The sequence below is a fragment of the Prevotella sp. FD3004 genome (assembly GCF_000746155.1).
Lineage (GTDB): Bacteria > Bacteroidota > Bacteroidia > Bacteroidales > Bacteroidaceae > Prevotella.
The window spans coordinates 36817-51154 of sequence record NZ_KN050820.1 but is presented as its reverse complement, the minus strand read 5'-3'; the positions used below and the strand labels follow the sequence as shown (position 1 = coordinate 51154).

Genomic DNA, 14338 nt, shown 5'->3' with positions numbered 1-14338 from the left:
GATGAACCAAACGATAAAAGACTTTGAAATTATGGCGCCCGTCGGTTCTCGTGAGTCGTTGGCAGCAGCCATACAGGCAGGTGCCGACAGTATCTATTTCGGCATCGAGAAACTGAACATGCGAGCACACTCCGCCTCTACCTTTACGATTGATGATCTTAAGGAGATGGCACAGACATGCAATGAACACGGTATAAAAAGCTACCTGACCGTCAATACCATTATATATGGTGAGGATATTCCATTGATGCACGAGATTATCGATGCGGCCAAGGAAGCTGGTATCTCGGCTGTTATTGCCTCAGATGTGGCTGTGATGACCTATTGTAATAAGGTAGGTCAGGAGGTACATCTTTCTACGCAGTTGAATATTTCTAATGTCGAGGCTCTGCGCTTCTACGCCCAGTTTGCTGATGTGGTGGTGTTGGCGCGTGAACTGAATATGGATCAAGTGGCAGAAATCTACCGTCAGGTAGAAGCGGAACATATTTGTGGCCCAAGTGGCGAGCAGATTCGTATTGAGATGTTCTGCCATGGGGCCCTCTGTATGGCTATCAGCGGTAAGTGTTATATGAGTCTCGACAATGCCAACCGTTCGGCCAATCGTGGCGAGTGCATTCAGATATGCCGTCGTAGCTATACGGTTACTGATAATGAAACAGGCAATCAGTTGGAAATCGATAATAAGTACATCATGTCGCCCAAGGACCTGAAGACCGTTCGCTTTATTGACAGGATGATGAAGTCGGGCGTCCGGGTGTTTAAGATTGAGGGACGTGCCCGTGGTCCGGAATATGTCTATACCGTAGTGAAGTGTTATAAGGAGGCCATTCAGTCTGTACTCGACGGAACCTTTACAGAAGAGAAGAAGGACGAGTGGGATGAGCGACTGGCTACCGTTTTTAACCGTGGATTCTGGGACGGCTATTATCAAGGACAGAAACTGGGCGAGTGGAATAAGAACTATGGTTCGAACGCTACAGAGCGCAAGGTGTACATCGGCAAGGGCGTGAAGTACTTCTCGAAATTGGGTGTGGCGGAGTTTACCGTTGAGGCCAATACCTTTAAAGTGGGTGACAATATGCTGATAACGGGTCCTACCACAGGAGTGATGTATGTAACGGCCGATGAGATTCATGGCGATAATGGTCCTATAGAGCAGGCCCAGCAGGGAACGAAGGTCTCTATTGCTGTGACGGGCAAGGTGCGCCCAAGTGACAAATTGTTTAAATTAGAAAAGACAGAACAACATGACAATTAATGAAATTCAAGATGAGATTATAGAGGAGTTCAGTGGCTTCGACGACTGGATGGATAAATACCAGTTGTTAATTGATCTTGGCAACGAACAGGAGCCGCTTGACGAGAAATACAAGACGGAGAATAATCTGATTGATGGATGCCAAAGTCGTGTGTGGCTGCAGGCAGATTATCTTGATGGTAAGATTCATTTCTCTGCCGAGAGTGATGCTTTGATTGTGAAGGGCATCGTGGCTCTTCTTATAAGAGTGCTCAGCGACCATACGCCAAAGGAAATACTCGATGCAGATCTTTATTTCATCGAGGAGATAGGACTGAAAGAGCACCTCTCGCCAACACGTAGCAACGGCTTGGTGGCTATGGTGAAGCAGATGCGTGTCTATGCGCTTGCTTTCAGTGCAAAAGAAGGATAATACTTAATACTAAAAACTTGATATATATATGATTCAAACAGTTGTAAAGCGCGACGGACGTATTGTCGGCTTCAATGAGCAGAAAATCATGGCTGCCATTCGTAAAGCGATGCTCCATACTGACAGGGGCGAAGACGAACGTTTGTTGTATCAGATAACCGATCACATTGCTCAGCGTGGTGAGAGCCAGATGACAGTAGAACAGATTCAGGATGCCGTAGAGGTAGAACTGATGAAGTCGAGCCGTAAGGACGTGGCTCAGAAGTACATCGCCTACCGCAATCAACGTTCTATTGCCCGTAAGGCCAAAACGCGTGATGTGTTCCTTGATATTGTAAACATCAAAAACAACGATGTTACTCGTGAGAATGCCAACATGAATGCCGACACACCTGCAGGCATGATGATGAAGTTCGCATCAGAGACAACCAAACCTTTCGTAGATGATTATCTGCTTTCAGAAGATAGCCGTGATGCTGTAGAGCACAACTATCTGCATATTCATGATAAGGACTATTACCCCACGAAGTCGCTCACTTGTGTACAGCATCCGCTCAATCATATTCTGAACTGTGGCTTCATTGCGGGTCATGGCGCTTCACGTCCTGCAAAACGCATCGAGACAGCCTCTGTGTTGGCTTGTATCTCTATGGAATGTGCACAGAATGAGATGCATGGTGGACAGGCTATCCCCGCATTCGACTTCTATTTAGCTCCTTATGTGCGTATGAGCTATATTGAAGAGTTGAAGCATCTTGAGGAACTGAATGGTGAGAGCTATAAAGATCTTTACGATGAGCCGTTGATGGACTATATCAAAAAACCGCTTGATGGGCTGACAGGTCGTGAGCGTGCTCAGCAACATGCCATCAATAAGACGGTGGGTCGTGTTCATCAGGCTATGGAGGCTTTTATTCATAATATGAACACCATCCACTCTCGTGGCGGTAACCAGGTGGTTTTCTCTTCAATCAACTATGGAACGGACACTTCAGCAGAAGGCCGTTGTGTGATGCGTGAGATTCTGCTCTCTACTTATGAAGGTGTAGGTGGTGGCGAAACCGCAATATTCCCCATTCAGATATGGAAGAAGAAGCGTGGCGTGAACTATCTGCCTGAGGATCGTAACTTCGACCTCTATCAGTTGGCTTGTAAGGTAACGGCCCGCCGTTTCTTTCCTAACTTCCTGAATCTTGATGCCTCATTTAATCAGGATGAGGCGTGGAAAGCTGACGATCCAGAGCGATATATTCATGAAGTGGCTACCATGGGTTGTCGTACTCGTGTGTTTGAAAACCGCTTTGGACCAAAGACAAGTATCGGACGCGGTAATATCTCCTTCTCTACAATCAATATTGTGAAACTCGCCATTGAGTGTATGGAAGAGGCTGATGAGCAGAAACGCATAGATATGTTCTTTGCCAAGCTCGACCACATGCTGGAGGTTACTGCCCAGCAACTCGACGATCGCTTCCAGTTCCAGAAGACAGCCTTTGCAAAGCAATTCCCTCTGTTGATGAAGAGCCTTTGGATTGGAGCAGATAAACTGGGCCCGATGGATACTATCGAAAGTGTGATTAATCAGGGTACGTTAGGTATTGGATTTATCGGACTGGCTGAATGTCTGGTAGCTCTTATAGGCAAGCATCACGGCGAAAGTGAGAAGGCGCAGGAGTTAGGTTTGAAGATCGTGACTTACATGCGTGATCGTGTCAACGATTTCTGTCAGCAGTTCCATCATAACTACTCAGTGCTTGCAACTCCCGCAGAGGGCCTGAGTGGCAAGTTCACGAAGAAAGACCGCAAACAGTTTGGTGTCATCCCTGGTGTTACTGATCGTGACTATTATACCAACTCGAACCATGTGCCAGTCTATTACAAGTGCTCAGCCCGTCATAAGGCAGAGATTGAGGCGCCTTATCATAACCTGACTCGTGGTGGTCACATCTTCTATGTGGAGATTGATGGCGATGCCACACACAATCCTCAGGTCATTATGAGTGTGGTTGACATGATGGATCAGTTTGATATGGGCTATGGGTCGGTGAACCACAACCGCAACCGTTGCATGGATTGTGGCTATGAGAATGCAGATGATCATTTGGAAGTCTGCCCGAAGTGTGGTTCAAAGAATATCGATAAGTTACAGCGCATCACAGGCTATCTAGTTGGAACAACTGATCGCTGGAATAGTGGTAAACTGGCAGAACTTAATGATCGTGTGACACACATCGATCATGGCTCGCAAGACATGTTTGAGAGCTAGCCATGATTCGTGTACTCGATATCATAGAAGATACAATGGTGGATGGTCCGGGTTTCCGGACCTCCATTTATTGTGCTGGATGTAATCATCAGTGTCCAGGCTGTCATAATCCCCAATCGTGGGCTTTTGATGGCGGACGTGAGATGACTACCAGTCAGCTTATGAAGATTATCATGGCTGATCCTTTTGCCAACGTCACATTTTCGGGTGGTGATCCTATGTATCAGGCAGCAGGCTTTGCTGAGTTGGCTTGTGCTATCCATGAGTATTCCAATAAAGATATTTGGTGTTTTACGGGCTTTACTTTTGAAAGTTTAATTCATGACGACCAGCGTGAGTTGCTTGAACAACTTGATGTGCTTGTCGATGGTCCCTTTATTCAGAAATTGCATGACCCCGACCTGTTGTTTCGCGGTTCGTCCAATCAGCGTCTCATCGATGTGCAGAAGTCACTCTACACAGGGCAGACCGTTCTTTGGCAACCAGATGTGGCTGTCAGTGGTCACTCTTCCTTGTAGGCATTGAGCTTCTTCAGGTAAACATCCCGGAAATCGCTCCAATGATAATAGGGCGCGCTGTTTGTAGGAATGGGTAGAGTGGCCTCGTTCTCATTGAGTAGTATCTTGAAAAGCACATCCTTGTCCTTTGGATTCTTTCGGTAAAAAATAAACTGTATGTTGGCGGCCATGGGGAATACATCGAAGTTCTGCCAGCCGTTTATGTCAAGCTCCTCCAAGTCGGTAAACTGATGGTCGAACCCGTTGAGGCCTAATAAACAGGTTAGTGGCAGTACGATAGTCTCATGCCCGAAACGCAGTGTGGCACCATTGCGGGGTGTGGCAATGCAGCTGTCAGCATCTTCGATAATCTTGCGCAGCAGGTTGCGCTGGGTGTAAGGTTGTGTACCGCCGTTGAAAGGACAGTTGCCGAAACTGAGATACCAATAAGCATTGTATTGTAGCCAGTTGGAATAGAGTTCGTCAATTGTGTAGATGTCAAACAGATTGAAGTGGTAGCGCTGTTCTGTACCCTGGATACTGGATGCTATCTTGAAGATGGTTTTGTTCAGTTCATAGCTGTCAATACTGTCACGATAGAATACTGAGTCATTGAAAAGCTTGCCCATAGCCTGTTCGTGTATGGCGTGACGGTCGCAGAAAGCCTTATAGGTGTCAACAGATTCCTGGGGAAAGCGTTTCTTGTAGAGTGCGGAATCCTGAAGGTTCATGTAATACATGTCGTGCTGGCTGGCATCCGACCTGATGACAAGCATCGGATTGTTCCTCACCAGTTGCGTTAACTCGTTTTCCATGGATATGATGCAACGAATGACCACCGTACTCTTGGCGTCGATGATTGCATGTCCCTTGAATACCTCAGGGAAATTGTCGTACATGCGCTGGGCAATCATACGATGCTGATGGGCACCAAGAGGTGTCAGGTCGCCATAGCGGTCGCGTGCCTCATTATGAAAAACCTTCAGTTGCTGGAGTGTCCTCTCTCCCAGCTCGCTCAACTTCCCTTGCTCATGAGCTTTTTGTAGAACGGTTTCCGGCCATTCATATTCACTGGCCCTTATCAGGAAACGGGATCCATGACGGGCATAGGTACTGATGTAGAAGGGCTTCTTACCCTTGGGGGCTGGCGCTAAGTTAGTCGATGGAGATGGATAGGCATAATAGTTACTACCCGCTTTAAAGATATCACTTTTAAGCTGTTCTCTGACGCTTTGCGCCAATAAGGTCTGTAAAGAAAGGAGCCAAAAGGCAAATAATGCTATCTTTCTCATAAGTTTTTTCCTTTTCGGTTGCAAATATATAAAAAAAACAGTATTTTTGCAAAAAAATAGCGAGGATTATGGCAAAAAAAACAAAATGGCAGGATGATTATTGGCTTCTGCTTATGCAGATATACCTACAAAAACCTGTGGGAATCAAGCCGATGTACAGCCGGAAGATGATAGACTTGAGTCTTGAGCTGCACGTCTCTCCAAGCGTCTTATTTAATAAGATGTGCCAGATTGCCAATCTTGAAACTCCCCGCATCGAGCATATTTGGGAAGTATATGGCAGCAATCCCAGAAAGCTTGCGAGAGCTGCCAGTCTGCTGCGTGAGATGAAGGGCTTTAACAACGCCGGTTTGTTCTATGAGGGCGTTGAGACCAACGAGAGTTTTGAGTTGGATTTCAAGCCTGTGGCAGAGGGTGAGACCCTCACACCGGTTATGCTCACATTGATTCTGGATCTTTATTTCCGTCTGACGCCTATCACGATGGTGATAGAGACGCCTGAGGTACAGGAACTTGCGAAATTACTGAAACAAAAGCCCCAGCGTGTTGTAGAGGTGTTGGAGGTGTTCCAATATTGCGACCCTTATTTAAATCGTAAGGATGTAACCTTCGACCCGCTATTGTTGCCTTGCCAGCAGGTATGGCGCCGATATGGTAATGCTAACACAGAAGACCTTGCGTCTTATGCCGAGCAACTTAAAGAATACTTTAAGTAGTAGAAAAAGTAAAAAGGAAAAATGAGTGAAAAATACGGTCAGATACAGGAACAGACACAACAGCTGAAGTTGGGTCAGATGATCTCTCATCAGCAGTTGCTTCAGGCATCATTGGTGGAATTGCCAGTCATGCAGCTTGTTGATCGTATCAACACAGAGATGAACGATAATCCCGCCTTGGAGTCGGCAGGCTCGGGCGATGAGGACTATCAAGACCATCAGGACTACTCAGACTATCAGGACTCAGTCGAGGGGGCAGATGATTTTGAGTCGGCCACAGAACAGGAAGAACGCCAGTCGGCGCTCGATGAGGCCTTGAGCGGTATTGGCCGTGACGACGAGGAGCTGCCTGTGTATCAGGGTGGCCATTTCGCATCTGAGGAACGTGAAGAGATGGTCTATGGTGAGACCTCTTCATTCTATGATCAGCTAAAAGAGCAGATGGGCGAGGTCGATATGACAGAACAGGAGCGCGATGTGATGGAATACCTCATTGGCTCGCTCGATGACGATGGTCTGCTTCGTAAGGACCTTGAGATAATCAGCGAAGAACTGGCCATCTACCATAATATTGACCTGACTGTGGCTCAGATAGAGCAGGTGCTAAAGAAGCTTCAGGAGTTCGACCCTGCCGGCATTGGCGCCCGAACGCTCCAGGAGTGTCTCTTGCTGCAGATTGAACGTAGAGCCCCTTCCCGTCTAAGAGACTTGATGGAACAGGTCGTGAACTCCTATTTCGAAGAGTTCACCAAGAAGCATTGGGATAAGATACAGTCGTCTTTAGGACTGAATGACGCGCAGGCTGAAGTACTCTTTCAGGAGCTGAGGAAACTCAACCCGCGTCCAGGTGCTTCTTTAGGCGAAACGGTTGGCAGAAGTCTGCAGCAGATTACGCCCGACTTCATTGTCGATACACTGGATGATGGTACGGTCACCTTTACGCTCAATAATGGCGAAGTCCCGGAGCTGAAGGTGTCGCAGTCGTTTGTCGACTCCATGAAGGAGTATCAGCAGAACAAGGAACATCTCAGTCGCCAGACCAAGGAGGCACTGCTATATATCAAGAAGAAGGTTGATGCCGCTCAGGGCTTCATCGAGGCGGTGAAGATGCGTAAGCACACGCTTACCATCACCATGCGTGCCATCATCCAACTGCAGCATCAGTTCTTCGTTGATGGCGATGAGGCTTCGTTGCGCCCTATGATATTAAAGGATGTGGCAGAGAAGACAGGTCTCGACCTCTCTACTGTGTCGCGTGTCAGCAACTCCAAGTATGCGCAGACCCGTTGGGGCACTTTCCCCCTCCGTCATTTCTTCAGTGATGGCTATGTAACAGAAAGCGGCGAGGAGCTGTCGACCCGTCAGATTAAGGCTGCGCTTCGGGATATTATTGATTCAGAGGATAAGAAACGTCCGCTAAGCGATGACCAGTTGAAGGACCTGCTCGCCTCGAAGGGCTATCCCATAGCCCGTCGTACGGTGGCGAAATATCGTGAGCAACTGGGTATACCTATAGCGCGACTGAGAAAGTGAAAGAAGAAAATGAAGAAAGAAATAAGTAGAGAAAAGGCTATCATTCTTACGGCACGTGTCATCAGCATGCTGTTCACCCCGTTCTATCTGCCGTTGGTAGGTCTTATGGCACTTTTCTTGTTCAGTTATTTGGGTCTTATGCCTTGGGGGTATAAACTACAGGTGCTCACCCTTGTCTATCTGTTCACCATCCTCTTGCCGTCGCTTCTGATTCATCTCTATCGTCGCTATCAGGGATGGAACCTGATAGAGCTGGGACACAAGGAGCGCCGCGTGGTGCCTTATGTCATCTCCATCCTGTGCTACTTCTTCTGTGTCTATCTCATGGAGATGATGCATATCCCTCATTTCATGGGTACCATCGTTTCTGCGGCGATGGCCATTCAGGTGGTGTGCGCACTTATCAACGTGTGGTGGAAGATATCTACCCACATGGCTGCTATCGGTGGTGTGGCTGGTGCCCTGTTTGTTTTTGGCGAGATATTCGGCTTCAATCCTGTATGGTGGTTCTGTGTTGTCATGATGCTGGCTGGCGTGCTGGGCTCAAGCCGTATGATTCTGCGCCAACACTCCTTGTTGCAGATTGTAGCGGGCTTCCTGATTGGAGCTGTCTGTGCCTTCTTTGGATTAATCTATATGTAAAAGTAAAAAAGTAAGATATATATGAAACCGTTAGTTAGTATTATCATGGGTAGTACAAGCGATCTGCCCATTATGGAGAAAGCCTGCAAGTTGCTCGACGAGATGCAGGTGCCTTTCGAAGTGAATGCCCTCTCAGCCCATCGCACCCCCGATGCTGTTGAGGAGTTTGCCCGCACCGCCAAGGATCGTGGCATTAAGGTTATCATTGCCGGCGCAGGCATGGCTGCTGCCCTTCCTGGCGTCATCGCAGCCTCTACCACTCTTCCTGTGATTGGTGTTCCTATTAAAGGCATGCTCGACGGACTTGATGCCATGCTCTCTATCATCCAGATGCCACCGGGTATTCCTGTGGCTACTGTCGGTGTGAACGGTGCTCAGAACGCCGCTATCCTTGCCGTTGAGATGATGGCGCTTAGCAACGACGAACTGGCTCAGCGCCTGGCCGTCTATAAAGGTAATCTCCGTGTAAAGATTGAGAAGGCTAACCAGGAGTTGGCCGAGGTGAAATATCAATTCAAGACCAATTAATTATGTATCAGAGACGACAATCATCCGAGACCCGTGTCGGCCAGATTGGCATTGGCGGCTCGAATCCCATCCGCATCCAGTCGATGGGAACGGTAGATACGAATAACACCGAGGGCTGTGTGGCTCAGGCCAAGCGCATCATCGATGCCGGCGGCGAACTGGTACGTTTCACCACCCAGGGTATCCGTGAGGCCGAGAACATGAAGAATATCTCTGCCCAGCTGAAGGCCGACGGCTATCCTACGCCACTCGTAGCCGACGTGCACTTCACGGCCCATACAGCCGATGTGGCAGCACTTTACTGCGAGAAGGTGCGCATCAATCCCGGCAACTACGTTGACCCGGGACGTACGTTCAAGCACCTCGAATATACCGACGAGGAGTATGCCGAGGAATTGAAGAAGATTGAGAAGAAGCTCGTACCTTTCCTTAATATCTGTAAGGAACACCACACCGCTGTGCGCATTGGTGTCAACCACGGCTCGCTCTCCGACCGCATCATGTCGCGCTATGGCGATACTCCCGAGGGCATCGTCGAGAGCTGTATGGAGTTCCTGCGCATCTTCAAGCGCGAGCAGTTCAACGACGTGGTCATCTCTATTAAGGCTTCTAACACCGTGGTCATGGTCACCACCGTGCGTCTGCTCGTTCAGACCATGGACAAGGAAGGTATGCACTATCCCCTTCACCTTGGTGTTACCGAGGCTGGCGAGGGTGAGGACGGCCGTATAAAAAGTGCCGTAGGCATTGGCGCCCTGCTCACCGAAGGCATTGGTGACACCGTACGTGTGTCACTCTCGGAAGAGCCTGAATACGAGATTCCCGTGGCCCGCAAACTCGTCGACTCTATCGCCGAGTGCGCTGCCTTGCGTGAACAGGCTGAGGCAGGCATTAAGGACGATACCATCACCCTCGAGATGCACGAGACCGACTGGGAGTCGCTCCAGCTGAAGGCCGCCATGGCCGTTGGTGCCCTCCTGATTGATAAGAAAGCCCATCAGCTTGTCATCCGCAACGAAGGTTTTTCAACCGAAAAGCTTGTCGAGCTGGCCGATGGCATCCTGCAGGCCGCCCGCATCAAGTTCACCAAGACCGAGTACATCTCTTGTCCGGGCTGTGGCCGCACGCTCTACAACCTGCAGGAGACCATCGCACGTATCAAGGCCGCCACGAAAGATATGGTAGGTCTGAAGATTGGTATCATGGGCTGTATCGTGAACGGTCCTGGCGAGATGGCCGATGCCGACTACGGCTATGTAGGTGCCGGTCGCGGTAAGATCAGCCTCTATAAGGCCAAGGAGTGTATCGAGAAGAATATCCCCGAGGAAGAAGCTGTCGACCGACTTATCGACTTTATCCGTAAGGATCGCGGCTTGTAGCCGATATAAAAGCTAATCCCCAGCGCGCCATCAGCGCCCTGATAATAAAGCAGTGAATGACGTCTTAGACACATCATTCACTGCTTTATTTTTCTCCCTTTCTTTGACCTTAATCAATATAAAGCGTCCGTTGATTAGCTCTCTTTAGCGTTTCTATGTTGTATCATGTATTGATGGGGCGGCTTGCGGTGTTGTCATATCATAGCGCTTTGCCTGTCATGGAATGGCCCGCTTATTGACAGAGATTATCTCTTTGATTGCAATTTAGACTAAATTGCCGACCAATTTAGTCTATTTTGTTCTGCAATTTAGTCTAAATTGCTTTGCATGATAATATAGATTACAATCAGCGGGATTATTCTTGTCATAACCCACGCCTATCTTTGTCGGCAGAAAGCCTTATCTTTGCCAGTATGAGAGCCGCTATTCCATCAGTTCGGCGAAAAGCTCTTTCATACCTTCAGAGGCACCCTTCTGAATCTGATGAACACGGGTACCGGCATTGATGGGGTTGGGGTCGATGAGATAGATGGGCACATCGGGGCGGGCGTAATGCAGCAGACCGGCGGCGGGATAGACCACTAGCGAGGTGCCGATGATAATCAGAATGTCGGCCTCTTGAACTTCCTCGGCGGCAAGGGTGATGTTGGGCACGGCTTCGCCGAAGAAGACGATGAAGGGGCGCAGTAGCGAACCGTCGCCAGCCTTCGTGCCGGGTACTATCTCACAGTTGTCGGGGGTGAGCGTCTGCTGGTAGCGCGGGTCGTCGACATCGCGGCTAGAGCATACCTTCATGAGTTCGCCGTGCAGGTGGATGACTTTCGACGAACCGGCCATCTCGTGGAGGTTGTCGACGTTCTGAGTGACCACGGTGACGTTGTACTGCTCTTCAAGGCGGGCCACCAGTTTGTGCCCCTCGTTAGGTTTTACGCCCCAGCATTTCTTGCGGAGCATGTTATAGAAGTTGGTGACGAGCGTCGGGTCTGCCTCCCAGCCTTCGTGGGTGGCCACTTGCTGCACGGGATAGTTCTCCCAGAGACCATCGGCATCGCGGAAAGTCTTGAGTCCGCTTTCCACCGACATGCCAGCACCTGTAAGTACGACAATCTTTTTCATAAGCTGTGACGTTTGTTTTATGTTGCAAAAATAAGAAAATAGCCTCAGACGGCGCAGGTTTTAACCGTTTTTTTATATTAATCTGTGTTAATCTGTGCAATCTGTAATTAAAAAGTAGTATCTTTGCGTCCGATTTTGAGAGTTACACATTATTAATATAAAGAAAGAATGAACAAATTAAGTTATGCTTTGGGCTTGGGCATCGGACAGCAGCTGGCTCAGATGGGTGCTGATGACATCAGCGCAGAGGACTTCGCACAGGCCATCAAGGATGTGCTCGAGGGTAATGAGTTGAAGGTGAGCCACCGTGAGGCCCAGACCATTGTACAGGACTATTTCCAGAAGCAGGAGCAGAAGCTCCAGGCTGAGCGTGCTGAGAAAGGTAAGGCACATAAGGAGGCTGGTGAGAAATATCTGGCCGAGAACAGTAAGAAGGATGGTGTCGTGACGCTGGCCAGCGGTCTGCAGTACCAGGTTCTGAAAGAGGGTAACGGCAAGAAGCCCAGCGCAAAGGATACCGTGAAGTGCCACTACGAGGGTACGCTGATCGACGGTACCGTATTCGACAGCAGCTATCAGCGCGGCGAGCCCGCTACATTCCCCTTGCAGCAGGTGATTGCCGGTTGGACCGAGGGACTGCAGCTGATGCAGGAGGGTGCCAAGTACCGCTTCTTCATCCCCTACCGTCTGGCTTATGGCGAGGGTGGCGCAGGTGCTTCTATTCCTCCGTTCGCAGCCCTGATCTTCGACGTTGAATTGATTCAGGTTGTGTAAAGGTAAAAGGGAAAAAGGTAAAAAATAAATATAAACAATCACGAAAATGAAAAAGATTACATTTGCTGCTGTTGCAGCTGTAGCTGCCATCATGATTTCTTCATGTGGCAATTCGACTCCCAGAGCGAGTCTGAAGAATGAAGTAGACACCTTGAGCTATGCTATCGGTATGGCTCAGACTCAGGGTCTGAAGGAGTATCTCGTTGGTAGTCTCGACGTAGATACCACTTACATCGATGAGTTTATCAAGGGTCTGAACGAGGGTGCCAATGCTGGTGACAACAAGAAGAAGGCTGCTTACTATGCAGGTATCCAGATTGGTCAGCAGATTGCTAACCGTATGGTGAAGGGCATCAACCACGAGGTGTTCGGTGACGACTCTACCAAGACCATCTCTTTGAAGAACTTCATGGCTGGTTTTATCAGCGGTACAACAGGCAAGAAGGGCCTGATGACTGTTGATTCAGCTCAGATGGTGGCTCAGCGCCTGATTAGCAGCGTTAAGGCCAAGGAGCTTGAGAAGAGCTATGGTGCGAACAAGGCTGCCGGTGAGAAGTTCCTGGCTGAGAACGCTAAGAAAGAGGGCGTGAAGGTTCTGCCCAGCGGCGTTCAGTACAAGGTTATCAAGGAGGGTACTGGTGCCATTCCTGCCGACACTTCTTTGGTGAAGGTTAACTACGAGGGCCGTCTGATTAATGACTCTATCTTCGACAGTTCTTACCAGCGCGGCGAGCCCACCACATTCCGTGCCAACCAGGTTATCAAGGGTTGGACAGAGGCTCTCTGCCACATGCCTGCAGGTTCTGTTTGGGAGGTTTATATTCCTCAGGAACTGGCTTACGGTGAGCGTGAACAGAACATTATCAAGCCTTTCTCTGCACTGATCTTCAAGATTGAGTTGCTCGAGGTAAACGCTAAGAGATAATGAAGAAGACGATATGCGTGGCACTCGCCCTTGTGGCGGGTGCTTCTTTGTTTACGGCTGAGGCCGCAAAGAAGAAGACCGTTCAGAAGCCTGTAGAGGAGAAGGTGCAGGCTGTTCAGCTCACAAGCAGTTCCGACTCAGTGAGCTATGCGGCAGGTATGACAATGACCAACGGACTGCTGAACTATCTGCTCCAGCAGAAGATGGACACAACGATGATGGCCGATTTCGTGCGTGGCTTCATGGACGCCGTGAAGACTGCCGACGATCCTAGGATGAAGGCATACATGACCGGACAGAACATTGCCCAGCAGCTGAACGAGCGTATGCTGCCCAGTCTGAAGACGGAGTTCCAGGATTCGCCCGATTCCATCATGGCCGACGTGCTCTACCGCGGCTTTACCGACGCTATGCTGAATGATACCACGATCTTCACCTTGCAGAAGGCCGAAGATTATTTCTCCGCCAGACAGAAGGCCGACAAGGCTGCTCGTGATGAGAAACTGTATGGCGCCAATCGTGAGGCTGGCATTAAGTTCTTGGAGGAGAATGCCAAGAATGACAGTGTGATCACCCTGCCCAGTGGCCTGCAATATAAGGTGCTAGTGAAAGGTTCTGGCGCTGTGCCTCAGTCTAGTGACAAGGTGAAAGTGCATTATGAGGGCCGCTTGATTGACGGCAAGGTGTTCGACAGCAGCTATCAGCGTGGCGAGCCTTCTGAGTTTACACCTACGCAGGTGATCAGAGGCTGGACAGAGGCGTTGACGATGATGCCTGTAGGTTCGAAGTGGCAGTTGTATATCCCCTATGAGCTGGCTTATGGCGAGCGTGGGGCTGGGGCTGATATCAAGCCTTACAGCATGCTGATTTTCGACGTAGAACTGTTGGAAATCGTGAAGTAAAGAGCAAGTGTGTCACAAAAGTGATACACTTTTTTTAAACTTTTCCTGATAAAAGTTGCATTATTCAATTAATTTGCTTACTTTTGCTGACAAAT

The 14338-nt window shown here is 49.1% G+C and carries 14 protein-coding genes; 12 read left to right on the top strand and 2 right to left on the bottom strand.

The window, feature by feature from the left end; genetic code table 11:
* Position 1 precedes the first annotated feature (1 nt).
* The 4 genes from T325_RS10900 to nrdG are packed head-to-tail and all read left to right on the top strand — an operon-like array spanning position 2 to position 4457.
* Complete coding sequence (locus T325_RS10900) at positions 2-1261, top strand: peptidase U32 family protein (RefSeq protein ID WP_036914463.1); 1260 nt, start codon at positions 2-4, stop codon at positions 1259-1261.
* A complete protein-coding gene (locus tag T325_RS10895) occupies positions 1251-1673 on the top strand; it encodes a SufE family protein (protein ID WP_036913892.1) in 423 nt (140 codons plus the stop codon). The genes T325_RS10900 and T325_RS10895 overlap by 11 nt, the downstream gene beginning before the upstream one ends.
* A 28-nt stretch (positions 1674-1701) precedes the next feature.
* Positions 1702-3939 carry an anaerobic ribonucleoside triphosphate reductase gene (locus tag T325_RS10890; RefSeq protein ID WP_036913889.1) on the top strand — a complete coding sequence of 746 codons (2238 nt, stop codon included), beginning with the start codon at positions 1702-1704 and terminating at the stop codon, positions 3937-3939.
* Between the two features lie 2 nt (positions 3940-3941).
* Positions 3942-4457: an anaerobic ribonucleoside-triphosphate reductase activating protein gene (gene nrdG / locus T325_RS10885; RefSeq protein ID WP_036913887.1), complete on the top strand. Its 516-nt coding sequence runs from the start codon at positions 3942-3944 to the stop codon at positions 4455-4457.
* Here nrdG and T325_RS10880 read toward each other — a convergent pair.
* Positions 4442-5728 carry a histidine-type phosphatase gene (locus T325_RS10880; RefSeq protein ID WP_036913886.1) on the bottom strand — a complete coding sequence of 429 codons (1287 nt, stop codon included), beginning with the start codon at positions 5726-5728 and terminating at the stop codon, positions 4442-4444. The genes nrdG and T325_RS10880 overlap by 16 nt on opposite strands.
* Before the next feature lie 68 nt (positions 5729-5796).
* Between T325_RS10880 and T325_RS10875 the strand changes: the two genes are divergently transcribed.
* The 5 genes from T325_RS10875 to ispG are packed head-to-tail and all read left to right on the top strand — an operon-like array spanning position 5797 to position 10526.
* Entirely contained in the window at positions 5797-6444 is a 648-nt protein-coding gene (locus tag T325_RS10875; RefSeq protein WP_036913880.1) for a hypothetical protein, read from the top strand.
* A gap of 21 nt (positions 6445-6465) precedes the next feature.
* Entirely contained in the window at positions 6466-7977 is a 1512-nt protein-coding gene (gene rpoN, locus T325_RS10870) for an RNA polymerase factor sigma-54 (protein ID WP_036913877.1), read from the top strand.
* A 9-nt stretch (positions 7978-7986) separates the two neighbouring features.
* Positions 7987-8619 carry a phosphatase PAP2 family protein gene (locus T325_RS10865; RefSeq protein ID WP_036913872.1) on the top strand — a complete coding sequence of 211 codons (633 nt, stop codon included), beginning with the start codon at positions 7987-7989 and terminating at the stop codon, positions 8617-8619.
* A gap of 21 nt (positions 8620-8640) precedes the next feature.
* Positions 8641-9147 carry a 5-(carboxyamino)imidazole ribonucleotide mutase gene (gene purE, locus T325_RS10860; protein WP_036913869.1) on the top strand — a complete coding sequence of 169 codons (507 nt, stop codon included), beginning with the start codon at positions 8641-8643 and terminating at the stop codon, positions 9145-9147.
* 2 nt (positions 9148-9149) lie between these two features.
* Positions 9150-10526 carry a (E)-4-hydroxy-3-methylbut-2-enyl-diphosphate synthase gene (gene ispG, locus T325_RS10855; RefSeq protein WP_036913861.1) on the top strand — a complete coding sequence of 459 codons (1377 nt, stop codon included), beginning with the start codon at positions 9150-9152 and terminating at the stop codon, positions 10524-10526.
* Positions 10527-10949: 423 nt separating this feature from the next.
* On the opposite strand, the gene T325_RS10850 is transcribed toward ispG, so the two are convergent.
* Complete coding sequence (locus T325_RS10850; RefSeq protein WP_036913854.1) at positions 10950-11642, bottom strand: SIR2 family NAD-dependent protein deacylase; 693 nt, start codon at positions 11640-11642, stop codon at positions 10950-10952.
* A 168-nt stretch (positions 11643-11810) separates the two neighbouring features.
* Between T325_RS10850 and T325_RS10845 the strand changes: the two genes are divergently transcribed.
* The 3 genes from T325_RS10845 to T325_RS12945 are packed head-to-tail and all read left to right on the top strand — an operon-like array spanning position 11811 to position 14243.
* Positions 11811-12416: an FKBP-type peptidyl-prolyl cis-trans isomerase gene (locus tag T325_RS10845; RefSeq protein ID WP_036913853.1), complete on the top strand. Its 606-nt coding sequence runs from the start codon at positions 11811-11813 to the stop codon at positions 12414-12416.
* Between the two features lie 46 nt (positions 12417-12462).
* Positions 12463-13341 carry an FKBP-type peptidyl-prolyl cis-trans isomerase N-terminal domain-containing protein gene (locus T325_RS10840; protein WP_036913851.1) on the top strand — a complete coding sequence of 293 codons (879 nt, stop codon included), beginning with the start codon at positions 12463-12465 and terminating at the stop codon, positions 13339-13341.
* Positions 13341-14243 carry an FKBP-type peptidyl-prolyl cis-trans isomerase gene (locus T325_RS12945; protein ID WP_036913849.1) on the top strand — a complete coding sequence of 301 codons (903 nt, stop codon included), beginning with the start codon at positions 13341-13343 and terminating at the stop codon, positions 14241-14243. The genes T325_RS10840 and T325_RS12945 overlap by 1 nt, the downstream gene beginning before the upstream one ends.
* Positions 14244-14338: the final 95 nt, after the last annotated feature.